17 protein-coding genes and 1 tRNA gene are annotated in these 26,724 nt (G+C 66.6%); 10 read left to right on the forward strand and 8 right to left on the reverse strand.

Annotated elements, in window-relative coordinates; all coding sequences use genetic code 11:
- Positions 1-41: 41 nt before the first annotated feature.
- Positions 42-10,928, forward strand: coding sequence for an autotransporter-associated beta strand repeat-containing protein (locus tag ACZK3W_RS04670; protein ID WP_478450510.1), 10,887 nt, complete (start codon positions 42-44; stop codon positions 10,926-10,928).
- Between the two features lie 56 nt (positions 10,929-10,984).
- On the opposite strand, the gene ACZK3W_RS04675 is transcribed toward ACZK3W_RS04670, so the two are convergent.
- From ACZK3W_RS04675 to ACZK3W_RS04685, 3 genes are all read right to left on the reverse strand, one after another.
- Positions 10,985-11,428, reverse strand: a complete 444-nt coding sequence (locus tag ACZK3W_RS04675; protein WP_478450511.1) for a GNAT family N-acetyltransferase — start codon at positions 11,426-11,428, stop codon at positions 10,985-10,987.
- Positions 11,429-11,503: 75 nt separating this feature from the next.
- Positions 11,504-12,691 carry a DUF3667 domain-containing protein gene (locus ACZK3W_RS04680; protein WP_478450512.1) on the reverse strand — a complete coding sequence of 396 codons (1,188 nt, stop codon included), beginning with the start codon at positions 12,689-12,691 and terminating at the stop codon, positions 11,504-11,506.
- 236 nt (positions 12,692-12,927) lie between these two features.
- Positions 12,928-13,020, reverse strand: a tRNA-Ser gene (locus ACZK3W_RS04685).
- 144 nt (positions 13,021-13,164) lie between these two features.
- Here ACZK3W_RS04685 and dnaX point away from each other — a divergent pair.
- The 4 genes from dnaX (at position 13,165) to ACZK3W_RS04705 (ending at position 16,713) form a co-directional block, all read left to right on the forward strand.
- On the forward strand, positions 13,165-15,219 hold the full coding sequence (gene dnaX, locus ACZK3W_RS04690) for a DNA polymerase III subunit gamma/tau (RefSeq protein ID WP_125894625.1): 2,055 nt from the start codon (positions 13,165-13,167) through the stop codon (positions 15,217-15,219).
- Between the two features lie 6 nt (positions 15,220-15,225).
- Complete coding sequence (locus tag ACZK3W_RS04695) at positions 15,226-15,546, forward strand: YbaB/EbfC family nucleoid-associated protein (protein WP_004154630.1); 321 nt, start codon at positions 15,226-15,228, stop codon at positions 15,544-15,546.
- 141 nt (positions 15,547-15,687) lie between these two features.
- Complete coding sequence (recR, locus tag ACZK3W_RS04700; protein WP_032127775.1) at positions 15,688-16,287, forward strand: recombination mediator RecR; 600 nt, start codon at positions 15,688-15,690, stop codon at positions 16,285-16,287.
- 66 nt (positions 16,288-16,353) lie between these two features.
- Positions 16,354-16,713 carry a histidine triad nucleotide-binding protein gene (locus ACZK3W_RS04705; RefSeq protein ID WP_014646179.1) on the forward strand — a complete coding sequence of 120 codons (360 nt, stop codon included), beginning with the start codon at positions 16,354-16,356 and terminating at the stop codon, positions 16,711-16,713.
- 98 nt (positions 16,714-16,811) lie between these two features.
- Here ACZK3W_RS04705 and ACZK3W_RS04710 read toward each other — a convergent pair whose 3' ends face one another.
- The 4 genes from ACZK3W_RS04710 to ACZK3W_RS04725 are packed head-to-tail and all read right to left on the reverse strand — an operon-like array spanning position 16,812 to position 21,178.
- Positions 16,812-17,339 carry a Slp family lipoprotein gene (locus ACZK3W_RS04710; protein ID WP_032127773.1) on the reverse strand — a complete coding sequence of 176 codons (528 nt, stop codon included), beginning with the start codon at positions 17,337-17,339 and terminating at the stop codon, positions 16,812-16,814.
- Positions 17,336-19,285, reverse strand: a complete 1,950-nt coding sequence (locus ACZK3W_RS04715; RefSeq protein ID WP_071228018.1) for a transglutaminase TgpA family protein — start codon at positions 19,283-19,285, stop codon at positions 17,336-17,338. Before ACZK3W_RS04715 ends, ACZK3W_RS04710 begins: the two co-directional genes overlap by 4 nt.
- Positions 19,278-20,201 (reverse strand): DUF58 domain-containing protein, encoded by a 924-nt coding sequence (locus ACZK3W_RS04720; RefSeq protein ID WP_164171388.1) that lies wholly within the window; start codon positions 20,199-20,201, stop codon positions 19,278-19,280. Before ACZK3W_RS04720 ends, ACZK3W_RS04715 begins: the two co-directional genes overlap by 8 nt.
- Positions 20,202-20,224: 23 nt before the next feature.
- Positions 20,225-21,178, reverse strand: coding sequence for an AAA family ATPase (locus ACZK3W_RS04725; protein ID WP_049400642.1), 954 nt, complete (start codon positions 21,176-21,178; stop codon positions 20,225-20,227).
- Positions 21,179-21,220: 42 nt separating this feature from the next.
- Here ACZK3W_RS04725 and ACZK3W_RS04730 point away from each other — a divergent pair, with 42 nt between their 5' ends.
- The gene (locus ACZK3W_RS04730) at positions 21,221-23,056 is read left to right on the forward strand and encodes a glycosyltransferase family 39 protein (RefSeq protein ID WP_125894615.1); all 1,836 of its coding nucleotides are present in this window, start codon (positions 21,221-21,223) and stop codon (positions 23,054-23,056) included.
- A 120-nt stretch (positions 23,057-23,176) separates the two neighbouring features.
- Here ACZK3W_RS04730 and ACZK3W_RS04735 read toward each other — a convergent pair whose 3' ends face one another.
- Positions 23,177-23,746 carry a Maf family protein gene (locus tag ACZK3W_RS04735; RefSeq protein ID WP_125895272.1) on the reverse strand — a complete coding sequence of 190 codons (570 nt, stop codon included), beginning with the start codon at positions 23,744-23,746 and terminating at the stop codon, positions 23,177-23,179.
- A 113-nt stretch (positions 23,747-23,859) separates the two neighbouring features.
- Between ACZK3W_RS04735 and ACZK3W_RS04740 the strand changes: the two genes are divergently transcribed.
- From ACZK3W_RS04740 to ACZK3W_RS04755, 4 genes are all read left to right on the forward strand, one after another.
- Entirely contained in the window at positions 23,860-24,369 is a 510-nt protein-coding gene (locus ACZK3W_RS04740; RefSeq protein WP_032127767.1) for a YceD family protein, read from the forward strand.
- A 107-nt stretch (positions 24,370-24,476) separates the two neighbouring features.
- Positions 24,477-24,671, forward strand: coding sequence for a 50S ribosomal protein L32 (rpmF, locus tag ACZK3W_RS04745; protein ID WP_004154640.1), 195 nt, complete (start codon positions 24,477-24,479; stop codon positions 24,669-24,671).
- A gap of 91 nt (positions 24,672-24,762) precedes the next feature.
- Positions 24,763-25,740, forward strand: a complete 978-nt coding sequence (locus ACZK3W_RS04750) for a beta-ketoacyl-ACP synthase III (RefSeq protein WP_032127766.1) — start codon at positions 24,763-24,765, stop codon at positions 25,738-25,740.
- A 77-nt stretch (positions 25,741-25,817) separates the two neighbouring features.
- Complete coding sequence (locus tag ACZK3W_RS04755) at positions 25,818-26,600, forward strand: BUD32 family EKC/KEOPS complex subunit (RefSeq protein ID WP_125895270.1); 783 nt, start codon at positions 25,818-25,820, stop codon at positions 26,598-26,600.
- Positions 26,601-26,724: the final 124 nt, after the last annotated feature.

Raw genomic sequence — 26,724 nt, forward strand, 5'->3', positions numbered from 1 at the left:
CTGCCTGCAGTGCCATCCGGTCTTTTCATGGAGATTTACCGATGAACCGCATTTACCGTCTGGTTTTCAATCGCGCCCTCGGCGTAATGCAGGTTGCTTCGGAGGTCACCCAGAATCCCGGCGGAAGCGCGGTCTGCGCAGGGCGGGTGCCGCGATTGCGGGCGCACCAGTTGGCGGTGGCATTGGCTGCCACGCTGGCCAGTGGTTCGGCCTTCGCGGCGTGCAATACGGTGGGCTCAACGGTCACCTGCGACCCTGGCTCGGTCAGCAACTACATCAACGCTAATTCCGGCATCACGGTGAACGTGCTGGCAGGGGCCACGCTGCGCACGCCTCCGGTTATCGGTGGTGGCAATGCGGCGACGTTGAGCGGCGACAACGTGACGGTCAACAACAGTGGCACGATCGATCCGAGCTCGCTCATCCTTGCGTCGCCCGGACTGGTCATCGGCAACGGTTCTGCCAACAACAGCGCGATCGTCGTCAACAACAATTCCGGCGGACAGATCAAGGGTGTCGTCAACATCGCAACGCTGCTGGGTTTCGGGGGGCAGGCGCTGGTGGCACAGAATGTCAACGGCACTACCACAATCAACAATGCCGGCCTGATCAGTACGTCGTTGATCGGCGCAGGCAGCGTTTCCGACGCAACCACGGTGGTGACCTATGGTGGCGCAGCAGCCAATGTGACCAACACGGGCACCATCGACGGACGCACCGGCCTGGGTGCTTCTGGCGGTAATACGTTCCTCAATGCGGGGGCGGTCAGTGGCAGCGTTCACTTGGGTGATTCAACTGGCGGCAATACCTTTACCGCAGTGTCGGGTTCCAGCGTTGTGGCCGGTGGCGGCAGCGCCCTTGCCGGCGTGATTACCGGTGTTACCGGGGTGAAGGTTGCGGCTGCGGGAACGGTCGACGCCGGTACCGGCAGCGGCGCCGCCAACAACACGCTGGTGCTGCAGAACAGCGCAGCCGGCCCAGGCGCGGGCACTGGCGGTGCAGTGACCTCGCTGGGCTGGAACCGGTACCTCAACTTCCAGAAGCTCACCGTCAACAGCGGCACCTGGAACCTGCAGGGCGCATGGGGCGGAACCGGGCAGACGACGCTCAATGATGGCCTGGTCAATTTCAACGACACCGACTCCTTTGGCACAGGGTTGTTCACGGCCAACGGCGGTGCCATTGCGTCCTCCACAGCGGGCCTGAATCTGGCCAACGCTTTCAGCCTCGGTGGCAATCTGTCCCTGGCCGGGACCAATGCGTTTGGTATGGGTGGCGTGCTATCCGGTACCGGTGGGCTGACGGTCAACAACACCGGCATCGTCACCCTGGGCGGTGCGAACCTGTTCAGCGGTGGCGTCAACCTCAATGCTGGCGGCCTGGTGCTCGGCAATGCCGGTGCGCTCGGCAGCGGCAGTCTGACCGTCGGTGGCAACGCTTCGCTGGATACCTCGGCCAACTTCAATCTGGGCAACAACCTCGTCATCAACGGTGGCGGCACGCTCAACCTGCTGGGCAGCAACGCGCTGGGCCTGAATGGTTCGATCTCCGGCGCTGGCGACCTGGTCAAGGCGGGTCCGGGTACCCTCACCTTGAATGGTGCGAACCTGCTTACGGGCTCCTTCGCGGTCACCGGTGGTGCGCTGGCATTGGGCGCCGGTGGCAGCCTGTCGCCGACAAGTGCGATCTCGCTGAGCGCAGGTACCAACCTCGATCTCTCGGTTGCGGCCAGCCAGACCATCGGCTCACTCGCCGGATCCGGTGCGCTCAACCTTGGCGCGCGCAGCCTCACGTTGGGTGGCCTGAACACCAGTACCAGCTTCTCCGGCGTCATCGGCGGTGTCGGCGGCGCGCTGGTCAAGGTCGGTACGGGTACCCAGACCCTGTCGGGCGCCAATACCTTCACAGGTGGCGTCACGCTCAACGGCGGTGGCCTGCTGCTGGGCAATGCAGGCGCGCTGGGTACTGGAACACTTAGTGTTGGCGGCAACGTGTCTCTCGATGGCACCGGGGCGCTCGCTCTCACCAACGCGGTCAATCTGGGCGCGGGCAGCATCCTCAATCTGTCCGGGAACCAGGCATTGACCTTCAACGGCGTGATCGGTGGCTCCGGCAGCCTGGTCAAGAACGGCGCGGCCACCCTGACCCTCAACAACGCCAACACGTTTGGTGGAGGGCTGTCGCTCACGGCTGGAGGACTGGTGCTCGGCAACGGCGGTGCGCTGGGAACCGGCGCATTGAATGTCGGTGGCGCGGTGACGCTTGATGCCAGCTCGGCACTGACCGTGGGCAACGGCATCAACCTGGGGGTGGGTGGTTCGCTCAACGTGCTGGGCTCCAACGCGCTGACGCTGGGCGGCGTGATCGGTGGTACCGGCAGCCTGGTCAAGAACGGCGCCTCCACGCTCACGCTGGGTGGGGCCAACGCATTCACCGGCGGTCTGAACGTAAACGCAGGAAAGGTGGCACTGGCCAGTGGCGGCAGTCTGGCGGCCACCGGGGCGGTGAGCCTGGCGGGGGCCGGCGCCGAACTGGACATCTCGCTCGGCGGCAACCAGACCATCGGTGCGCTGTCCGGTGCGGCAGGCAGCATCCTCTCGCTGGGCGGCAGCACGCTCACCTTCGGTGATGCCACCAACCAGACATTCGGCGGCGTGATCGGCGGTACCGGTGGCCTGGTCAAGCAGGGAACGGGCACGCAGACGCTCAGCGGCGCCAATACCTTCAGTGGTGGCCTGAACCTGGCGGCCGGTGGCCTGTTGCTGGGCAACGGCAGTGCACTCGGTACCGGCGCGTTGACGGTCAGCGGCAATGGCTCGCTCGACGCAACCGCAGCACTGAATCTGGGCAATGCCATCAACCTTGGCGCGGTGCTGACCCTGCCGGGCAGCCAGAACCTCACCCTGGGCGGCAACATCACCGGCACCGGCAGCCTGATCAAGAACGGTGCCTCGCTGCTGACCTTGAACGGCACCAATGCATTCAGCGGCGGCCTGAACCTCAATGCCGGCAGCCTGCTGCTGGGCAACAGCGGTGCACTCGGGACGGGCGCATTGAGCGTGGGTGGCAATGCATCGCTCGATGGCAGCACGGCGTTGAACCTGGTCAACAATGTCACTCTGGGTAGTGGGGCTGCGCTGTCGCTGCCGGGTTCGCAGGCGATCACGCTTGGCGGGGTGGTTTCCGGAGCCGGTGGCCTGGTCAAGAACGGCGCCAGCACGCTCACGCTCAACGGCGCCAACAACTTCGCCGGTGGGCTGACGCTCAACGGCGGTGGCCTGATGCTGGGCAACGCTGGCGCACTGGGAACCGGGCTGCTTGCCGTGGGCGCGAACGCGACCCTGGGCAGTACGGTGGCATTGAACCTGGGCAATGCCATCGATCTCGATGCCGGTGCGCAGCTGAGCCTGACCAGCAATGAGAATGTTGCTCTGGGCGGACTGATCACCGGCACCGGTGGCCTGATCAAGACCGGCACTGGCGTGCTGTCGTTGAACAACAGCAACACCTTCAGTGGTGGTCTGGCGCTGAACGCGGGCGGTCTGTCGGTCGGCGCCAACGGTGCGTTGGGTACCGGTGCACTGAACATCGGCGGCAATGTTTCTCTGGATGCGAGCGCCCCGGTTTCGCTGGTCAATGCAGTGAACCTGGGCGCCAATACGCTGACCCTGCCGGGCAGCAGCAATCTCACTCTGAGCGGTGTGGTGAGTGGTGCCGGTGGCCTGATCAAGGACGGCGCCTCGACGCTGACCTTGTCCGGTGCCAATACCTTCCTCGGTGGCGCTACGGTCAACGCAGGTACGCTGGCACTCGGCGCAGGTGGCAGTCTTGCCGCCATCGGTGCGGTGGACCTCGCCGGTGCCGGCGCGACGCTGGACATCTCCGCAGCGGGTGCCGGGCAGACCATTGGCGCGTTGAACGGCGCGGCAGGCAGCCATGTGGCATTGGGCACGCAGACCCTTACTTTCGGTGGCGCCAGCAATGGCAGCTTTGCCGGTGCCATCGATGGCAGCGGTGGGCTGATCAAGGTCGGTGCTGGCGTGCAGACGCTGTCCGGTGCCAATACCTTCAGTGGCGGTGTCGCGCTTGATGCCGGTGGCCTGATCCTCGGGAATTCGGGGGCGCTGGGCACGGGCACACTGGGCATCGGCGGCAACGTCAGCCTGGACGGAACGACGGCACTGAACCTGGCCAACGCCGTGAACTTCGGTGGGGGTACGCAGCTGACGCTGGGCGGCAGCAGCGATCTCACCCTTGCAGGCGTGGTGGCCGGCAGCGGCAGCCTGATCAAGAACGGTGCAGGCCTGCTGACGCTCAACAACACCAATACCTTCGGTGGCGGCCTGACCTTGAACGGTGGTGGCCTGGTGGTCGGCGCGAACGGCGCACTCGGTTCCGGTACGCTGGCGGTGAATGCCAGCACCACGCTGGATGCGGGTGCTGCAGCGACGCTCGGCAATGCGGTCACGCTGGGCTCGGGTGTCGCACTGACATTGCCGGGCAGCAATGCGCTGACGCTGTCGGGTGTGATCGATGGCAACGGCAGCCTGATCAAGAACGGTGCCACCACGCTGACGCTGTCCGGTGCCAACACCTATACCGGCGGTACCACCATCAACGCCGGTACGCTGGCACTGGGAACAGGTGGCAGCCTTGCCGCGGCGGGTGATGTCACGCTGGGCGCAGGCGCTGGCTTCGATATCTCCGGTGCCGGCAGCAGCCAGACCATCGGCGCGCTCAACGGTGCGGGCGGAAGCACGCTGGCGCTGGGCGGTAATTCGTTGACCTTCGGCACGGCCGGCAATGCCGCCTTCGACGGCGTGATCAGTGGTGGTGGCGGTCTGGTCAAGGTGGGCGCGGGCGTGCAGACGCTGTCCGGCGCCAACACGTTTGGCGGCGGCGTGACGCTCAACGCTGGCGGGCTGGTGCTCGGCAATGACGCGGCGCTGGGCACGGGTGCATTGACCGTCGGCGGTGCCGCCACGCTGGACACCACCGGCCTGGCAGCACTGACCAACAACATCGCGCTCAACGCAGGCCTGACCGTACTGGGCACCAATGCGCTGACGCTCAACGGGGTGATTTCCGGTACCGGCAGCCTGACCAAGGATGGTGGCGCAACGCTGACCTTGAACGGTATCAACTCCTATACCGGTGGTACCAACATCAACGCCGGCACACTGGCGCTGGGTGCCGGTGCAAGCCTGGCGGCGAGCGGTACCGTGAACCTCGCCACCGGCGCTACGCTGGATCTGTCGGCCGGCAGTGGCACGCAGGTGTTCGGCACCCTGGTCGGCAACGGTACGGTCAACCTGGGCGCCAATTCGATCGAAGTCGGCGGGGCGACCAATGGCACCTTCAGTGGCTCTATCGCAGGTACGGGTGGCCTGACCAAGGTCGGTGCGGGCATCGAGACGCTGACCGGTGCCAACACCTACACCGGCGGCACCTTCATCAATGCCGGCACACTGGCGATCGGTCCGGGCGGCAGCCTGGCGGCCACCGGTGCAGTGACACTCACCGCAGCGGGAACCGGCTTCGACATCTCGACGTCCGGTGCCAGCCAGACCATTGGTTCGTTGGCCGGCGTGACCGGCTCCACGGTCACTCTGGGCGCGCAGTCGCTGATCCTCGGCGGCAACGGCAACAGCGTGTTCGACGGCGCGATTTCCGGCACCGGTGGCCTGGTCAAGAACGGCACCGGCATCCTCACGCTGGGCGGCGCCAACCTGTTCAGCGGCGGCCTGGCGCTCAACGGCGGTGGCCTGGTGGTCGGCAACAACGCTGCGCTCGGCACCGGTGCGCTGACGGTGGGGGCCAGCGCTATGCTGGATGCTTCGACCGCGGCCAACCTGGCCAACAACATCACGCTGGCATCAGGTGCCAACCTCAACCTGCTGGGCAGCAATGCACTGACCTTGGGCGGCATCGTTTCCGGTACCGGTGGGCTGATCAAGAACGGTGCGGCCACCGTGACCCTGACCGGTGCGAATACCTACACCGGAGGCACCACCATCAACAGCGGCACGCTGGCGATCGGCGCCGGCGGCAGCCTGGCGTCGACCGGCGCGGTGAACCTGGCCGGTACCGGTACCCTCGATATCTCTGCGGGCAACCAGAGCATCGGTTCGCTTGCCGGTGTGGCCGGCAGCACCGTGGCGCTGGGGGGCAGTGCGCTGACCCTGGGCGGCACGGTAGACAGCACGTTCAACGGTGCGATCACCGGCAATGGTGGCCTCGTCAAGAACGGCGCAGGCGTGCAGACCCTCAACGGCGCCAGCACCTTCAGTGGCGGTGTAACGCTCAATGCAGGCGGCCTGGTGGTCGGCAACGATGCCGCTCTCGGCACCGGGGCGGTAACGGTGGGTGGCAACGGTACGCTCGATTCGAACACTGCGGTGACGTTGGCCAACAACTTCGTCCTCAATGCCGGGCTGACCGTGCTCGGCAGCAACAACCTCACCCTCAACGGCAGCCTGAGTGGCACCGGCTCGCTGACCAAGGAGGGCGCGGCAACGCTGACCTTGAACGGTGCCAATACCTATACCGGTGGCACCTTCATCAATGCCGGTACGCTGGCATTGGGCGCCGGCGCGAGCCTGCATGCCAGTGGCATCGTCAATCTGGCTTCGGGCGCGACCTTCGATCTGTCGGCGGGCAGCGGCACGCAGCAGTTCGGTACCCTGATCGGCAACGGCACGGTGAACCTGGGCGGCAACACCTTGACCATTGGTGGTCCCGTCAATGGCACGTTCAGTGGTTCGGTGGGGGGCACCGGTGGGCTGATCAAGGAAGGCACCGGCACCCAGACCCTGACCGGTGCCAATACCTTCACTGGTGGCACCACCATCAATGCGGGCACGCTGGCGATTGGCGCCGGAGGAAGCCTGGCAGCGAGTGGCGCGGTGACACTGGCCAACGCCGGAACAGCGTTCGATATTTCTGCCGGTGGTGCGCAGAGCATCGGATCACTGGCCGGTGTTACCGGCAGTACGGTCGCGCTCGGCGGCAGCACGCTGACCCTCAATGGCGTAGGAAACACGACCTTCGCTGGTGACATTACCGGTACCGGTGGCCTGGTGAAGAATGGTGCTGGCATCCAGGGCCTGACCGGCAGCAATACCTTCAGCGGTGGCGTGGCACTCAACGCCGGTGGCCTTGCCTTGGGTAACAACAATGCACTGGGAACCGGCACGCTGACCGTGGGCGGCAATGCCAGCCTGGACGGCACCAGCGCGCTGACCCTGGCCAATACCGTGCAGCTGGCCAGCGGCACGCTGACCCTTGCCGGCAGCCACGCGCTGACCTTGAACGGCCCTATCAGCGGCGCTGGCGGCCTGCTCAAGGATGGCGCAGCAACGGTCACCCTGGGCGGTGCCAGCACCTACACCGGTAACACCACCATCAACAGCGGCACGCTGGCGGTGGGGGCCGGTGGCACCCTGTCGGGTGCGAGCACGGTCAATCTGACCGGTGCCGGTACGCTGGACATCAGTGCCGGTGGCAACCAGAGCATTGGTGGCCTGGCCGGTGTAGCTGGATCCAGCGTGGTGCTGGGTGGTGCGACCCTGACCACCGGCGGCAACAACGGCAGCACCACCTTCGGCGGTGTGCTCAGTGGCACCGGTGGCCTGGTGCAGAGCGGCACCGGCACGCTGACCCTGAGCGGTGACAATGTCTATACCGGCGGCACCACCATCAATGGTGGCAGCACGCTGCAGGTCGGCAACGGCGGCAGCTCCGGTTCGGTGCTGGGCGACATCACCAACAACGGCAGCCTGGTCTACAACCTGGGCACCACGGCAACCGTAGGCGGTGTGGTCAGCGGTGGCGGTGGCCTGACCCAGGCTGGCAGCGGAACGCTGGTGCTGACCGGCAACAACACCTACACCGGCGGTACCACCATCAATGCAGGCGGCACGCTGCAGGTCGGCAATGGCGGTGCGACCGGGGCGATCGTCGGCGACATCACCAACAACGGTGCGCTGGTCTCCAACGTGGCGGGCAACACCACGCTGGGCGGCACCATCAGCGGCAGCGGTGGCCTGACCCAGGCCGGCGCTGGCACGCTGACTCTGACCGGCAACAACACCTATACCGGCGGCACCACCATCAATGCCGGTGGCACGCTGCAGGTCGGCAATGGCGGTGCGACCGGTGCGATCACCGGTAATGTCGCCAACAACGGCAGCCTGGTGTTCGACGTGGCGGGCAACACCACGGTCGGCGGCGCGATCAGTGGCAGTGGTGGCCTGACCCAGGCCGGTGCCGGCGTGCTGACGCTGGTCGGCAACAACACCTACACCGGCGGCACCATCATCACTGCCGGTGGCACGCTGCAGGTGGGCAATGGTGGAGCGACCGGTTCGATCGCTGGCGACATCACCAACAATGGTTCGCTGATCTCCCACGTCGCGGGCAACACCCTGCTGGGCGGCACCATCAGTGGTACGGGTGGCCTGACCCAGGCGGGCAGTGGCTCGCTGGTGCTGACCGGCACCAACACCTACACCGGCGGTACCACCATCAATGCCGGCGGCACGCTGCAGCTGGGCAATGGTGGTGCGACCGGCTCGATCGTCGGCGACATCACCAACAACGGCACGCTTGTGTCCAACGTCGCGGGCAACACCACGCTGGGCGGCACCATCAGCGGCAGCGGTGGCCTGACCCAGGCCGGCAGCGGCACACTGACCGTGACCGGCAACAACACCTACACCGGCCCGACCACCATCACTGCCGGTGGCACCCTGCAGGTGGGCAATGGCGGCGCGACCGGTGCGATTGGCGGCAGCGTCACCAACAACGGCAGCCTGATCTTCAACGTGGGTGGCAACACCACCGTCGGCGGCGCCATCAGCGGCAGCGGTGGCCTGACCCAGGCCGGCAGCGGCACGCTGATCCTGGGCGGCAACAACACCTATACCGGCGGCACCACCATCAACACCGGCGGCACGCTGCAGGTCGGCAACGGCGGCGCGAGCGGATCGATTGCCGGCAACGTCAGCAACAACGGCAGCCTGGTGTTCAACGTCGGTGGCAACACCACCGTCGGTGGCACCATCAGCGGCAGCGGTGGCCTGACCCAGGCTGGCAACGGCACCATTACGCTTATCGGAAACAACACCTATACCGGTGGCACGACCATCAATGCGGGCGGCACCGTGCAGGTTGGCAATGGCGGCGCCAGTGGCTCGATCACCGGCAACATCACCAACAACGGTGGGCTGATCATCAACACCGGTGGCAGCACCACGCTGGGCGGCAGCATCAGCGGTGGCGGCAGCATCGTGCAGGCCGGTCCGGGGGGCCTGAACCTTGGCGGCAACAGCGGTGGTTTCAGCGGTACCGGCCAGGTCACCGGCGGTGGCCTGAATGTCACCGGCAACATCGGCGGCCAGTGGACCATCGGCAGCGGTACCACGCTGTCCGGCACCGGCACCATCGGGGGTACCGGTGGTGGCGTGACGGTATCCAGTGGCGGCGTGCTGTCGCCGGGTAATGGCCCAGGCAATGGCAGCGGTGCGGGCAATGGCACCGGCACGATCACGGTGGGTGGCAACCTGACCTTGTCGCCGGGCAGCACGCTGGGCATCGATCTGGGTGCCACCGGCAGCGACACGGTGCAGGTGGGTGGCAGTGCCAACGTGGGTGGCAGCAGCGTGCAGGTGAATACCATCTCGCCGAGCACCAGCTACCAGCAGGGCCAGCAGTACACCGTGGTCAATGCGGGCGGTGGCGTGAGCGGGCAGTTCGCTTCGGCGAAGACGCCGTCGGCCTTCCTGACCATCACCCCGGTCTACACGGCGAACACGGCCAATCTGCAGATCGATGTGGCGCAGACCGCAGCCTTCACCACGGCGGCGAAGACGCGCAACCAGTACAACACCGCCGCAGCGCTGGACAGCCTGCCGCAGAGTGGTCCGGCGCTGGGCCTGTACAACACGCTGCTGATGTATGACGCGGGTACCGCGCGCGCGGCCTTCGACCAGCTGTCCGGTGAAGTGCATGCGGCCAGCCGTGCGGTGCTGTTGTACGACAATTACCTGGAAGAGGGTATCCGCCAGCGTCTGGGCAGTGAGCTGCCGACCGTGCGCGGTGAGCGTGCCTCGGCCTGGCTGGCCGGCAGCGGCAAGGTGTTCAGGCAGGATGGTGATGGCAACGGCGACGACATCCGCTCCAATCGCAATGCGCTGATGGCCGGCGTGGACTGGCAGCTGGGCGAGCACGTGGTGCTGGGTGCAGCGGCCGGCAACGAACGGCTGGATACGCGCCTGTACGATCGCAGCTCGCGCGCCCGCCTGCGTGGCAACACCTTCGGCCTGTATGCGCAGGGCCAGTGGAACAACGGCTTTGCGGTCGGTGGCAGCGTGTCGCGCGGCGACTACCGCACGCGCACCACACGTGAGGTGCCGCTGCTGGGCCAGACCCTGTACAGCCGCCAGGACTCGGATGTGACCATCGCCCAGGTGGAAGGCAGCTGGACCTGGACCCACGGCAGGACCCAGCTGCAGCCGTATGTGCAGTTCACCAAGCACTGGGTCGACAGTGATCGCGCGGTGGAGCAGGGCGGCACTGCTGCGCTGGAGCTGGAAGGCGGCAAGGACACGCTCAATGTCAGCACCGTGGGCGTGCGGGGCCGCTGGGACGTGGGCAGCGGCGAGCGCTTCCCTGCACAGCTGACGGTCGGCCTCGGCTGGCAGCATGCTTCGGGTGACACCGACGTGGCCAGCCGCAACCGCTTCGCGGTCGGCGGCAATGCGTTCGATGTGTACAGCGCGGTGATGGCACGCAACGCGCTGGTCAGCCAGCTGGGGGTGGCGGTCGGCCTGGGCCGCAACAGCCAGCTGTCGATGTTCGTGCAGGGCCAGCACGGCGACGGTCGCCGCGACGTCGGCGGGCAGATCAACCTGCGCGTGGGTTTCTGAGGGGAGCGGGCCAGCGGTAGATCCACGCTCCGCGTGGATGGCACCGGGCGGGAGCGCTAGAGCTCCCGCTCCATTTCCACGGCGTCGATCCCGGCGCCGTGGCCATCGGGCACCACACGTGTCACCTGGAAGCCGAGACCGGAATAGAAGCCCTGGGTGTGCTGGCTGGTGCTGAGCGCGATGCGCTTGATCGAGGGATCCGCTTCGGCCTGGCGCAGGCGCGCCAGCGCCAGTTCGCGTCCCAGTCCATGCCGGTGCAGCGCGCGCTGCACCATGCCCCAACAGAAGCCGGCACTACCATCGCTGCGTCGCGACAGGCCGCCACAGGCCACGACACGGTGGTCGTGCTCGATCACCTGGAAGGCGCAGTCCATGGCCTGCTCACGCAGGAAGCGTTCAAAGTCGCTGCGCTCTTCGGGCGCGAAGTAGGTGGGCACGTTGCTGTCGAAAATCGACAGGCAGGCGCTGGCATCTGCGGGGCGGTAGAGGCGGAGGTTCATGGGCCCACGATAGACGATCGTCAGTAGATCCACGCTACACGTGGATTCATGGGCCGGATGCCGTGTGTGTATCCCTCAGGCCGAGATTCCCGCCAGCACCGCATACATCACCACGAAGCTCACCAGGAACAGGTAGACGCCGCCGATGGCAAGGTAGCGCAACACGGTCAGCGCCTTGTTGCCGCCATACACGCGTTGCTGCATCCACAGCAGATAGACCGGGACCGCCAGCCACAGCAGGGCATACAGCCATTGGCTGGCGGCGGCGAAGGCGGGGGATGCGAGCGCGCTGCTGATGCCGGCGATGAGGAAGGTTGCCAGCAGCACCATCATCAGCCAGCAGTGGCTGTACAGCGCCACCACCAGGTGTTCCAGATAGCCCATCGACCGCGGGATGTAGGCGATGCGCAGCACCAGCGCGAACACTGGCATCAGGAAGAACAGGGCACCGGGCAATGCGGTCAGGATCGCCTGCATGTACAGATCGGTCTTGCCCCCCATGCGCTGGATGTTGGCGTTGCCGTTGTGCAGGCGCTTGTTGAGCCAGTTGTTGGCGAACCGGGGCCAGCCGGCCACCACGATGGGGTTGGTGTCAGCGTCCCACGGTTTGCCGTTGACGGTGTGGTTGAAGAAGGTGCCGGGCTCGGTCGTGGCGACCTCCTTGCTGGTGCCGGTGAGCTCGGCTTTGCGCTGTGCGGCTGCCGCATTCACCGCCGCTCTGGCCATGGCGAAGCCGGCGTTGTCGGTAGCGGGTGAGTTGGCCTGCTGTTGATCGATCATCGTCAGCTGTTTCGCGCGTGCGGCCTCGACCTGTTCAACGGTGATGGACTTGGCATACAGCGAATTGCCTCCGCCCATGCGGATGTCGTCGACGTGCACGAACAGTTTGCCGATGAAGAACGTAAACAGGGTGAGGATGACGAACAGCCGCAAAGGCTGCACGTATCCGACCCGGCGGCCCTTGAGGTAGTTCTGCGTGATGCGGCCGGGAACCCAGAGATCGCGCAGCGTGCGGAAGATGCGCCCGTCCAGGTGCCAGAAGGATTCGAACACTTCTTCGATGGCATGGCCCACGTGCTTGAGCGGGTTGTGCGCCGATTGCCCGCAGCGATGGCAGTAGTGGCCCTGCAGGGCGGTGTTGCAGTTCTCGCAGTCGGCGTGAGCGCTGTCGGTCGAACTCATGGGCAATGGGCCAGGCGTCGGATGAAGGCGTCTACGATAGCGAATTTTCAGGTTTCGTTCAGCTTTGTTTTGGAGTGCCAACGAGCGTGCGTAAGGCGATCAAAAGCATCCACGCGTGGCGTGGATCTACTGATGGATCTGGAGGAACAAGTCCCTCTGTTGAGGGGCTGCCCCGACAGGGGCGGGGAGAGGCCGGCAAAGGGAGGGGCCCAAAGGTTGCGCAGCAACGTTTGGGGCGAAGCGCGCGCAGCGCACTTCGCGTCCCGCGCCAGATAACTGAAAAAGGCCGCCCCTGGGGGCAGCCTTTTTCAGTTATCTGGCGGAGAGAGGGGGATTCGAACCCCCGAAGCGCGGTTTAGACGCTTACACACTTTCCAGGCGTGCTCCTTCAACCACTCGGACACCTCTCCGGATCCCTGCCATCGGCAAACGCCTCAGCAGGGGCGCAGATTCTAGCGGGCCGCGCGGCACTTCACAAGCACCCCGGTCAGGAACCTGCGAAGGACGTGCCGGAGGCGAGGGGGCTGGACAGGCATGGCACAATGGAACATCCGATGGAAAACGGTGGCCTGATGTCCTATCTCGTCCTTGCCCGCAAGTGGCGTCCGAAGCGTTTTGCCGAGCTGGTGGGCCAGGAACACGTGGTCCGTGCGCTCAGCAACGCGCTGGACAGCGGCCGGGTCCACCATGCGTTCCTGTTCACCGGTACCCGCGGCGTGGGCAAGACCACCATCGCGCGCATCTTCGCCAAGTCGCTGAACTGCGAGCAGGGCACCAGCGCAGACCCATGCGGCCAGTGCGCGGCCTGCCTGGACATCGACGCTGGCCGCTACATCGACCTGCTGGAAATCGACGCCGCGTCCAACACCGGTGTGGATGACGTGCGCGAGGTGATCGAGAACGCGCAGTACATGCCCTCGCGTGGCAAGTACAAGGTCTACCTGATCGACGAAGTGCACATGCTGTCCAAGGCGGCGTTCAACGCGCTGCTGAAGACGCTGGAAGAACCGCCGGAACATGTGAAGTTCCTGCTGGCCACCACCGACCCGCAGAAGCTGCCGGTCACCGTGCTCAGCCGCTGCCTGCAGTTCAACCTCAAGCGCCTGGACGAGGACCAGATCCAGGGCCAGATGACCCGCATCCTGGCGGCTGAGGAAATCGAGGCCGACGGCAGCGCCATCGTGCAGCTGGCCAAGGCCGCCGACGGCAGCCTGCGTGACGGCCTGTCGCTGCTGGACCAGGCGATCGCCTACGCCGGCGGCGCGCTGCGCGAGGACGTAGTGCGCACCATGCTGGGCACGGTCGACCGCACCCAGGTGGCAGCGATGCTCGATGCGCTGGCCGAAGGCGATGGTCCGCGCCTGTTGCAGGTAGTGGCTGCGCTGGCGGAGTTCTCGCCGGACTGGAGCGGCGTGCTGGAAGCGCTGGCCGAAGGCCTGCATCGCATCCAGGTGCAGCAGCTGGTACCGGGTGCCGCAGCGGCTGCCGAAGGCCTGGACGCGACGGTGTTCGCCGAACGCCTGCGTCCGGAAGTGGTGCAGCTCTGGTATCAGATGGCCTTGAACGGCCGTCGTGACCTGCCGCTGGCGCCTAGCCCGCGCGCGGGCTTTGAAATGGCTGTGCTGCGCATGCTGGCGTTCCGCCCGGCCGCGGCGGTCCCGCCGGTGCCGAAGTCGGTGGACGGTGCAGGCAATGCGCCGGGTGGCAATGCTGCCGGTGGTGGCAGCGGTACGGGTACCCACGAAGCGACACCGGTTGCTGCCGCCACTTCGGCAAGCCCGGCCGTAGTAGCGCAGGTGGCCGCTCCGGCGCAGGCCGCGCCGCGCGAACCTGAACCCGAACCTGAGCCGGCCCCACGACCCGAACCGGACCCGACCCCGGAGCCCGAGCCGGTTCCGGTGGAAGAGCCCGTGTCACCGCCGCCGGTGAAGGCCGAAGCAGCGGCACCGGCATCCGTTGAAGCCGAAGCGGGCGACGACCTGCCCCCGTGGGCCACCGACGAAGCCGAGGCGCGTGACGAGGCGCTGGCGGCCGAGATGGCTGGGCCGGACGCTGCCATGGTGGCGCCCTGGCATGAACCGCCAGCTCCCGTCGCGGCTCCCAGCGAGCCTGCGCCGCTCGAGCGCCCGTTCCGCACTGAAGGCATTGCCATCGCGCCGGCCGAGCCGGCCCCGGCACGTGATGCCGTGCCGCAGGAAGGTGTCAGCGATCTGGCCAGCGCCGAGGATTGGCTGGATCTGGTCGCCAACAGTGGCCTGAGCGGCCCGTCGCGGCAGTTGGCCGCCAACGCCGCCTTCATCAGTTGCCAGCACGGGACCTTGAAACTGGGTCTTTCGCCCGGATTTGAATATCTGCGCTCGGAGCGCGCGCTGGCCGCCCTGGGCGAGATGCTGGAGAAGGCCCTCGGCCAGGCGCCGAAGATCGTGGTCGAGACCGTGGAAACCGAACACGTTCCGGCCGAGACCCTGCACCAGCGTGCCGATCGCCAGCGTGGCGAGCGGCAGCAGGTGGCAGAGGCTGTTTTCATGGACGATCCGGAAGTGCAGGTGCTGATCCAACAGCACGGCGCCCGGGTTGTTTCCGATTCCATCCGTTCTTTTGACGAGTAGGACACTATGCGCGGCAACATCGCCCAACTGATGCAGCAGGCCCAGAAGATGCAGGAAAACCTGCAGAAGGCCCAGGAAGAAATCGCCAAGATCGAAGTGACCGGCAGCGCCGGTGGCGGCATGGTCAGCGTGACCCTGACCGGCGCCAAGGAATGCCGCAAGGTGCGCATCGACCCGTCGCTGGCCAGCGACCCGGAGATGCTGGAAGACCTGATCGCCGCCGCCTTCAACGATGCCTCGAACAAGATCGATGCCGAGTCGAAGTCGAAGATGGGTTCGGCCACCGCCGGCATGCAGCTGCCGCCGGGCATGAAGCTGCCGTTCTGATTTTCAGCGTGGCACCCGTGTAACCGGGTGCCACGGATCCCGTAGAGTCGAACTTGCTCGACTGCTCCAACCTTCAGTCGAGCATGGCTCGACTCTACAAACAGCCGTCGAGCCTGCTCGACGCAATGAAAGCCTGCCGCCGTGTCCGCACCCCTGCTTGAACAATTGATCGACGCACTGCGGGTGCTGCCTGGCGTGGGCCAGAAGACGGCGCAGCGCATGGCCTACCACCTGCTCGAGCGCGAGCGCGAAGGTGGCCAGCGCCTGGCCGAAACCCTGGCGCTGGCGGTGGAGCGCATTGGCCACTGCGCGCAATGCCGCGATTTCAGCGAAACCGAGTTGTGCCCGACCTGTGCCAACAGCAGCCGCGAGCGCAGCCAGCTGTGCGTGGTCGAATCACCGGCCGACCGCTTGGCCATCGAGAACGCCACCGGCTTCCGCGGTGTCTACTTCGTGCTGCAGGGACGGCTGTCGCCGCTCGATGGCATCGGCCCGCGCGAGCTGGGCCTGGAGCAGCTGGAGCGGCGGCTGGCCGAAGGCGAGGTGCAGGAGCTGATCATCGCCACCAGCGCCACTGTGGAGGGGGAGGCCACCGCGCATTACCTGGCGCAGCTGGCGCGCGCGCGCAAGGTGCAGCCCAGCCGCCTGGCGCAGGGCCTGCCGCTGGGCGGCGAACTGGAATACGTTGATCGTGGCACGCTGTCGCACGCGTTCGGGACGCGCAGCGAATTCCGCGATTGAGCAACGGCCGGCATGGCCGGGCGCGGGCGGCCTACAATGCGGGAGACATCCCCGCCGAGGCCGACCATGAGCAACGAAACCCTCTTCAGCAAGATCATCCGTCGCGAGATCCCGGCCACCATCGTCTACGAGGATGACGAGGTGCTGGGCTTCAAGGACATCGCACCGCAGGCGCCGGTGCACGTGCTGTTCATTCCGAAGAACGAGATCATTCCGACCCTGGATGACCTGCAGCCGTCGCAGGCGCACCTGATCGGCAAGCTGGCGCTGGCTGCCGCCGAGTATGCGCGCCGCGAGGGCTTTGCTCAGGACGGCTACCGCATCGTGATGAACTGCCGCGAGGATGCCGGGCAGACCGTGTTCCATATCCACATGCACCTGCTGGCCGGTGCGCCGCTGGGGCACTTCGGTACCCCAGGGCGTTGAAGCCCCTATCCACGCATGGCGTGGATCTACCGTATCCCGGCGTGGATGGAAAAGGCCGCCCGAGGGCGGCCTTTTCCGTCATGCCTGTGCGGTGATGATCACCACCAGCCCCAGCGACCATAGCCGCCCCAGTACGGGCCATACGGGCTCGGGCCCCACGGGCCATAGGGATAGGGCACCACGTCGACCTGACGCTGTTCCGGCCACAGGTAGATCACATCGGCCGACAGCTTCGGCAGGCGGTAGTCGTATTCGCCGATGCGGGTGTTCTGGTAGCCGTCGATCTTGCCGATGAAGGTCACGTCACGACCGGCTTCGAACACCGCCGGGTCGTAGAAGCCGGCACGGCAGGCGATGAAACGACCGTCGCTGGCATCGGACGAAGTGGTGTTCGGGCGGCCACTGCCATTGAGCGGGCGCGAGATGATCTGGAAGCAGGTCTCGCCCTGGCCGGGCTTGGTTTCGATGATGCGACCGCCCCAACGGACCGGCGTGCCGACCTGCTGGGTAGCGACCGAATCGCGAGGGGAGACCAGGCTGAACTGTCCCTGCAGCGGCTTGGGGGCCGTGGCGCAGGCCGACAGGGCCAGCGTGGCCACAGCGGTGAGAAGGAACTTGGTGTTCATGGGGAGGCTCCGGAAGTCGGGCGATGCCTGCGCAGGTCCCGCAATAATGAAGCGAGGTCGGTGCAAGTTCCAGCGTAACGCGCATCAGCGAAACGCTGGCTGAGCGCGAGCAGGGCCGGGTCAGGACGCTGCCGGTGTACGCGCTGTGCCCAGTCCTGGGCGGTTTCGTGCGGTTCACGGGCCAGGCCGAGGCGGGCGTAGCGCCGTCCGAGCCGGTGCCAGGCGCGCAGCAGCGGGTCGCGTTCGCGCTCGCCACGGGCCAGCAGCCAGGCCATCCACGCCAGCGCCAGCAGTGCGGCCACCACGAAGCCAGCGACCAGCTGCCCAGGGCCCAGATCGTCCAGCCCGAACGGCTTGAGCAGCTGTTGCTGGCGGCGCGCATCGAACGACAGCACCAGGTCGTTCCAGCCGCGGCGCAGCCAGTCGCCCATCTGGCCCAGCTGCAGCCAACGCTGCTGCAGTGGCGTGTCCGTGCCGGCCTGCAGGCGGTCATCCAGTGTGTCCAGGATGCGTTCCGGTGCCACGGCTGCGGTCGGGTCGACCCGGACCCAGCCGCGCTGCGGCAGCCACACCTCGGCCCAGGCGTGGGCATCCATTCGCCGCACTACCCAGTAGTCGCCGATGCGGTTGCGGGTGCCGCCGGCGAAACCGGTCACCACCCGCGCCGGGACGCCGGCGTTGCGCATCAGCACCACGAAGGCCGAGCTGAAGTGTTCACAGAAGCCGGCCTTGTAGCCGAACAGGAACTCGTCGATCGGGTCGCGTCCCGCCGCAGGGGTGTCCAGCGTGTACGAGAAGTCGGTGGTGATCCACTGCAGCGCGCGGCGCACGATGGCCTCGTCATCGCTGCCAGCCTCCTGTCGCCATTGCTGCGCCAACGTGGCGGTGCGCGGGTTGAAGCCGGTCGGCAGCTGCAGCGTCGCGCGGCGCAGATAGGGCGACAGCGTGCTGTCGAAACGCAGTGGAGGGGCTGAATGCAACCGCCAGCGGCTGAGCGAGGCCAGCGGGCGTTCGCTGCTCAGGCTCATGTCCGCATCCAGCATGCTGCCTGCAGGCGCGCGGCTGGGCAGGTCCAGCGCCACCAGCTGGCGGCGGTCGGTCGGCTCGTAGTCGATCTGGTAATCCCAGCCCTGTGTACTTGCTTCAACCACCGCAGCAGGCCGCCGCGCGCTGGCGCGGTCGCGTGTCCAGCGCCGTCCATCGAAGGCGGTCAGTACAGGGCCGCGCCAGTAACGCTGCGCCGGCTCGGGTGGAGTGCCGAAGAACTGCACGCGCAGCGCCGGGCTGTCGTCGGCCATCAGGTCCAACCACTGGCCGGGCTCCATGCTGTCGGACAACCCCGGCGTACCCACGGCGCGCTCGGGAACACCCCACAGTGGCGTGGCCAGGCGCGGGAACAGCCAGAAACAGGCCAATGCCAGCGGCAGGCCGATCGCCAACAGGCGGCCGACACCATGCAGCTGCCCGCGCAGTGGCAGGCGGCCGGCATGACCTTCATCCTGGGCCAGGCGTTGCAGCGCGATCAGTGCGCTGCCCCCGGCCAGCGCGGCCAGCGCGGTTGTCAGCGGCCCCTGGTCGAGCAGGAATGCTGCAAAGGGCGAGAACAGCGCGAAGCCGAGCAGGCTGCGGGCATCACGCAGGCTGCGCAGCTCGCTGGACTTGATCGCCAGCATCGCGGCCAGCAGTGCGCAACCGGTATCGCGCCCGGGGCGCACCATGCCCATCTGCCAGACGATGGCGCCGAGCATGCCCAGCACCAGCAGCAGGCGTACCGGCATCGGCAACACTGTCCGCCACGACAGGGCGGCGGTGATGATCGCCGCCAGCGCGATCACACCAGCCAGCAGTGGCGGCAGCTGCAGCAGCAACGGCAACAAGGCCAGCGCCGCGCTGGCCAGGGTCCAGTTGCGGGCATTGCGATCGAGCAGGGCGGGGGTCTCAGTCATGCGGCATCAGCGCCAGCGCGCGCAGGCACAGGTGATGGTGGCTGGCGCCCTGACCGGGCCCGAACGGCGGGTGTGCAGGCAGCAGCAGGGTGTAGCGGCGGCCCTCGCGCTCGGCCACATCCACCCAGCGCGCCAATCGAGCGATGCGTGCTTCATGGCCCAACGGCGCCAATGCGCGCCAGTCGAGGATCACTTCGATGCCGACCGGCTTTTCGTACTCGCGCACCAGCAGGCTGTCGCGGCGAGCCGAGTGCTTCCAGGAAATGCTGCGCGGCGCATCGCCCGCCCGGTAGGGGCGCAGCTGATGCAGTTCCTCGCCGCTGGCATGGGCGCGGGTGTGCAGCGGATCGCTGCCGCTCTCCGGCAGTGCAGGCGCCACGGCTTCGGCCAGCGGGTAGACCAGCAGCGGCTGTTCCGGCCACACCCACGACCACGCCCGCACCAGGCCCAACGGCTGGGTGGTGGACAGTCGGATGCGCGGCAGTTCCAGCCAGCCACGGCGTTCGCTGGGAACGTCCAGTTCCACTTCGCCACGGCCGTGCGCAGGCAGCGAGGTCCAGGCGTTGCTGTCACCCAGCTGCAGATGAAGGCCGTGCCGCGCACGCGGGTCACGCAGTGAGAGGTCCACGCGCAGACGCAATGGTTGCCCGGCCGCTACCGGCTCGGCGGAGATCGCATCGATCTGCACGCCGGACAACTGGAGATGCGCGGCAATGGCACTGGCGATTGCTGCTGCCGCGAGCAGCAGGGCCAGCAGCAGCGCCGGGTTGTTGTTGTAGTTCAGTGCGCCCAGCAGCATGGCCGCCAGCAGGGTGGCAACGAACAGGCCGAAGCGGGTGGGCAGCACATAGATGCGATGGCGGTCCAGCCGCCTCGGCAAGGCTTCGGGCCTGCGTGGCCGAGCCAGCAGCTGCATGCGTGCCCAGCGTGTGGCCACGCTCAGTCCACCGCGACGGTCTGCAGGATCGCGCGCGCCAGTGCCGGACCCGAACTGGATTCGGCTTCCGCCACCAGTCGGTGACCGGCCACCGCCACGAACAGGGTCTGCACGTCTTCGGGCACCACATGGCCGCGCCCCAGCAGCAGTGCATGTGCCTTGGCCGCGCGCAGCAGCGCCAGGCCCGCACGTGGCGACAGGCCCACGCGCACACCGGCATGCTGGCGGCTGCGGGTCAGCAGCGCCTGCACATAGTCGATCAGCGCGTCGCTGGCATGCACCTGGTTCACTGCGTCGCGCAGCGCGCGCACCTGGGTGTCATCCAGTTTCGGTACGGCACGCGCGATCAGGTCGCGACGGTCGCTGCCACGCAGCAGCTCGCGCTCGGCCTGCGCGCTCGGGTAGCCCATCGCCAGCCGCAGCAGGAAACGATCCAGCTGCGAATCCGGCAACGGGAAGGTGCCGGACAGGTCGACCGGGTTCTGCGTGGCGATCACGAAGAACGGGTCGGGCAGCGGATGCGTCTGTCCATCCAGGGTGACCTGCTGCTCGGCCATCGCTTCCAGCAACGCGCTCTGCGTGCGCGGTGGTGCGCGGTTGATCTCGTCGGCCAGCAGTACGTGGGTGAACACCGGGCCGGGGTGGAACTGGAACTGACGGCTGCCGGCTTCATACACCGACACGCCCAGCACATCGGCGGGCAACAGATCGGAGGTGAACTGCACGCGCTGGAAGCTGAGGCCGAGGCTGCTGGCCAGCGCATGCGCCAGCGTGGTCTTGCCCAGGCCGGGCAGATCTTCGATCAGCAGGTGACCGCCGGACAGCAATGCGACGAACGCCAGCCTGACTTCCGGCACCTTGCCCAATACCAGTGCGTTCACCTGATCCTGTGCCTCCCGCAGGGCCTGACGCAATTGATCGGTTAGCATGCTGGGGTTTGGGGACGAAGCTGGCATGATCGTCTCAGATCTGGAATCCACTCGATTATCCATAGAGCAATGCAAGGCGAACAGCGCGCACGGACGATATTTCTCTGGTTATGGACGCTGGTCACAGCGGCCAAGCTGATCGTTGCCGCGCGCTTGCCGCTGTTCGTCGACGAAGCGTTCTATTGGCAGGAAGGCCAGCATCTGGCCGCGGCCTATTCGGATCTGCCCGGGTTGACCGCCTGGCTGGCCCGCCTGGGCGTGGAGCTCGGCGGTCATCACGTGCTTGCGCTGCGCCTGCCGTTCCTGGCCATCGGTGCGCTGTTGCCGCTGCTGGTGGTGCGCACGGCCACGCGCTGGTTCGGCAATGTGGCGGGTTGGCAGGCGGGCAGCCTCACGCTGTTGATGCCGTTGTCGGCGACGCTGGGCCTGCTGGCGGTACCCGACGTGCCGATGGCGCTGGCGGCGGTGATCTGCCTGCACGCCGGTGCGCGCCTGCTGCACAACGTGGATGCCTCTTCGGCGATGAAGCTGGCGCTGGGCCTGCTGATCGGTGCACTCAGCCACTACCGTTTCATCGGTGTCATCGGCGTCGGTTTCATCGCGCTGCTGGCATTGCCGCAGGGGCGGCGCATGCTGGCCGATCCGCGCGTGTGGGTCGCACTGGCGGTGGGCGTGCTGGCATGGCTGCCACTGCTGGCGTGGAATGCGGACAACCACGATGCCGGTCTGAAATTCCAGGTGGTCGAGCGTCATCCCTGGGCCTTTGAATGGGGCGGGCTGTGGTTCCTGGTGATCCAGCCGATGCTGGTGACGCCGATCCTGTGCATGGCGATGTGGAAGGTGGCGCTGGCAGGAACCCGGAGCGGTGGCGGTGCGCGCGTGCAGTGGCGCTATTTCGGCCTGGTGGGCGGCGTATCCACGCTGGGCATTTTCGTGCTTGGCTTCTTCACTGACGTCGAGCGGATCAGTTTCCATTGGCCGCTGCCGGGCTACCTCGCACTGCTGGTGGCGGTGCCGGTAGTGCTCAACGGCTGGCCGCGCTGGCTGCGCCGCACCGGCTGGTGGCTGGCAGGCGCGGGCATGGTGCTGGCGTTCGGCTACTACCTGATGGCATCCACGCCGGCACTGCGCGAGCAGATGGCCGGCAGCAAGTACTACCCGCGCAATTTCGCTGGCTGGCAACCACTGGCCGTAGCGGTCCATGAAGAGCTGCGGCAGATGCCGGAAGGGACGCGCGTGCTGGCCGGCAACTTCAAGGTTGGCGCCGAGCTGGGCTTCCAGCTGGGCAATGGCAACATCGAGGTGCTGCCGCATCCGCTCAATGACAAGCATGGCCGCACCGCGCAGCTGGCACAGTGGGGCCTGCTGCATGAGGGCGAGCGCACGGCGCCGATGCTGCTGGTGCTGTCACCCAGTGACCAGCGCTATCGCGAACTGCTGGAGCGCTATCACGCCATCTGCGATCAGGTGGGGCCGATGCCGGCGCCGCGCGTGGTCAGCAGTGATCACGGGTTCCAGCGCTTCCTGTTGTTCCGCCTGCCGGTGCAGCGCGCGGAAGGGCCGTGCGTGACGCCGGCGATGGCGTGGCTGGATGCACCGTCCAATGGCGAGAAGGTGTCCGGCACGTTCGCGATCAAGGGCTGGGCGTTCAAGGATGGCGTCGGCCTGGCACGTGTCGAAGTGCTGGTCGATGGCCGTTCCATCGGTGACGCCCGCTATGGGCGTGTGTTCGACGTGCGCCCCGTGTGGCCGGACAGCACCGATCCGCAGCACCCGGCGGTGGGCTTCGACGCATCGCTGGATACCACCACGCTGGCGCCGGGCAGGCATTGGCTGGGCCTGCGCCTGCATGGCAACGATGGCAGCGTGGAAGAGTGGCAGGAGCAGCCGTTCGAAGTTCGTTGAGTCCTGCTTTTGTAGAGTCGAGCCATGCTCGACTGCTTCTCCAAAGACAGTCGAGCATGGCTCGACTCTACAAAAAGGGCAGCCGAGCATGGGCTCGGCTCTACAGGTTGGCGGAAGCCCTCAGGGCACCGCGTATCCCGCCCTGCGCAGCAATCCGCATACCGCAATCAGCGGCAGGCCGACCAGCGCGGTCGGGTCGCGGTTGTCGATGGCGTCGAACAGGCTGATGCCCAAGCCCTCGCATTTGAAGCTGCCGGCGCAGTCCAGTGGCTGCTCGGTGGTCACGTAGCGGGCGATCTCGTCCGGTTCCAGTGCGCGGAAGCAGACTTCGGTCAGATCGACGGCCGTGAATGATTCTCCATCACGGCTGAGACAGACGGCGGTGTGGAAGCGCACGGTCTGCCCGGACATCGCTGCCAGCTGCGCACAGGCGGCCTCGACCGTACCGGGCTTGCCCAGCGGCTGGCTGTTCAGGTCCGCGACCTGGTCCGAGCCGATTACCCAGGCGCCCGGATGGCGGGCAGCCACCTCGGCGGCCTTGGCCGCAGCCAGGCGCGTGGCCAGAGCCCGCGGCGCTTCGCCATTCAACGGGGTTTCATCCACCTCCGGGCGCGCGCAGTCGAAGGCAAGGCCCAATCGCTGCAGCAGCTCGCGGCGGTAGCGGGAGGTGGAGGCCAGGACCAGTGACATGCGAGAATACCGGGGCAGGGCGCGGCAGTCTGGCGTGTCCGCAGCGCCAGCGGCAAGTCCTGTATGGCGGGCATTTGACAGCCGCCGCCCCGATCCTTAGTATTCAGCGGCTTATGTCCGCGAACGTGCCCGAAACGCTGGATGCCTGGCGGATGGTTGTAGCGCGAAGGCGCTTCGACGGTCAGGTGTCCCTGGCTGAATTGACCCGCCTGCAGGGGTTGGTCGCAGATACCGACGGTGAGTGCAATTACTCGCTTGAATTCGGTCGCGACGACGTCTTGCGGGTATCCTATGTGGAATTGACCATCGACACCGCGTTGCCGCTGACCTGTCAGCGCAGCATGCAGCGATTCCTGTTGCCGGTGAAGATGACCCAGAGGCTTGGCCTGATCCGCGACGAGGACGAGGAATCGTCCCTGCCGGAGGAGTACGAGGCGTTGCTGGTGCCGGAAGACGGCCAGCTGCGTCCGCTGGACCTGGTCGAGGACGAGCTGGTGCTGGCGGTGCCTGTGGTGCCGCTGTCGCCCGACGGTGAAGCAGTCGACAAGGACTGGGCGCCGAGCGAAGAAGAAACAAAGCAGGCCAACCCGTTCGCGGCGTTGGCGGCACTGAAGAAACAATAGCAGCCGGATTGTCGTCGGCGGCTGCGGCGAAAGCGAAAGTGTGCTGGGCGCTGGCGTCCTGCGCGACGATACGACGAAGCAAAACGAACCGAGTTTGGAGCAATCCCATGGCTGTGCAGAAATCCCGTGTCACCCCGTCCCGCCGCGGCATGCGTCGTGCGCATGACGCCCTGAGCGCCAAGCAGCTGTCGACCGACCCGACCACCGGCGAAGTGCACCTGCGTCACCACATCACTGCCGATGGTTTCTACCGCGGCAAGAAGGTCATCCAGACCAAGACCTCGGCCGTCGAAGAAGATTGATGTGCCGGGAAGGCCGCTGCCCCCGGGCAGCGGCCTTTGCCTTCTTTCCCGGGTGTGCCGGTGATCGGCGGCCCGCGCAACAGGAAACATGATGAGCAAGCGGATCTACTCGAGGATCGCGGGCACCGGTAGCTATTTGCCGGAAAAAGTCCTGACCAACGCCGACCTGGAAAAAATGGTCGAAACCTCGGATGAGTGGATCCAGTCGCGCACCGGCATTCGTGAGCGGCACATCGCGGCCGAAGGCGAAACCACCAGCGACCTTGGCTACAACGCCGCCCTGCGCGCGCTTGAAGCCGCAGGCATCGACGCCTCGCAGCTCGACATGATCGTGGTCGGCACGACCACCCCTGATCTCATTTTCCCGTCCACCGCGTGCCTGATCCAGGCAAAGCTCGGTGTGGCCGGGTGCCCCGCCTTCGACGTCAACGCCGCCTGCTCGGGCTTCGTGTTCGCGTTGGGCGTGGCCGACAAGTTCATCCGCTCCGGCGACTGCAGGCACGTGCTGGTGATCGGCACCGAAACGCTGACCCGCATGGTCGACTGGAACGATCGCACCACCTGCGTGCTGTTCGGCGATGGCGCCGGTGCTGTCGTGCTCAAGGCGGACGAAGACACCGGCATCCTCAGCACCCACCTGCATGCCGATGGCAGCAAGAAGGAGCTGCTGTGGAACCCGGTTGGCGTTTCGACCGGCTTCAAGGACGGCGCCAATGGCGGCGGCACCATCAACATGAAGGGCAACGACGTGTTCAAGTACGCCGTCAAGGCGCTGGACTCGGTCGTGGACGAGACTCTGGCTGCCAACGGCCTGGACAAGTCCGACCTGGATTGGCTGATTCCGCACCAGGCCAACCTGCGCATCATCGAAGCCACCGCCAAGCGCCTGGACATGTCGATGGACCAGGTCGTGGTCACCGTCGACAAGCACGGCAATACCTCGTCCGGCTCGGTGCCGCTGGCGCTGGACGCCGCCGTGCGCTCGGGCAAGGTCGAACGTGGCCAGCTGCTGCTGCTGGAAGCCTTCGGCGGCGGCTTCACGTGGGGTTCGGCTCTGCTGCGCTATTGATAGTGCAAGTTACGACAACGTGAAGCTTTGTCGTTGCGGCCCCTCTGGGGCCGTAACGCGTTTAAGGAGGACCTGTCATGGTTGAGCCCATCGTCATCGAAGGGCAACGTGCCTGGCTGAAGCAGTACGGCAAGGGAAGCCGCGCGCTGGCCCTTGGCCTGCTCAATTTTGTTGCCCGTCGTTTTCATCTGGATGCCCTGCGCCCGCCGCCGCACCGTGGTGGTGACGCCGCGCGCGAAACCGAAGCCCGTCGCCTTGCAGAACTGCAGGCGCAGGGCGTGAACGTGCCCGATGTGCTGGGCACCGGCCATGCTGCGCTGGTGATCGGCGACAACGGCAGTTCGTTCAATACCTGCCTGCGCGAAGCCGACGAGGCCGGTCGCGACCGCCTGGTGATGGCGGCCATGCTGGCCATTGCCGCAGCGCATGCGCGCGGCGCCTATTTCGGCCAGCCGTTGCCGCGCAATCTCACCTGGGATGGCGAGAGGGTCGGTTTCATCGACTTCGAGGAAGATCCGCTGGAAGTGATGGATCTGTCCGAAGCGCAGGCCCGCGACTGGCTGATGTTCGGCTATGGCGTGGCCAAGTACTACGCCGACCGCCCCGAGCACCTGCAGGCGATGATGGCCGAGGCGATGGGCGATGCGCAGGCGCCGGTGCGCGAGCACGTGCACGCGGTCACTGGCCGCCTGCGCAGCCTGGCCCGGGTCTGCATGAAGCTGGGCCGCTCGGCGCGCGCGCTGGCCCACTCCATCTTCATCGCCCATGGCGCCAGCACCGCTGGCGTGCTGATGCTGGTGGGCCTGTGCGTGGATTTCCTCGCCGACGGCGATCTGGACGTCCTGCAGCTGTTCTGCTGACTGTGCGTCCGTCGGGCCATGCCCGGCGGCGTTCCGCGGCTGGCCCACCATACGCGTGCATACGCGCACGTACAGACGACACGGCATGTTCCCCCTTATCATGGCCCGCTTCGATTGCAACAAG

The organism is Stenotrophomonas sp. 80084_Sma, assembly GCF_056481995.1.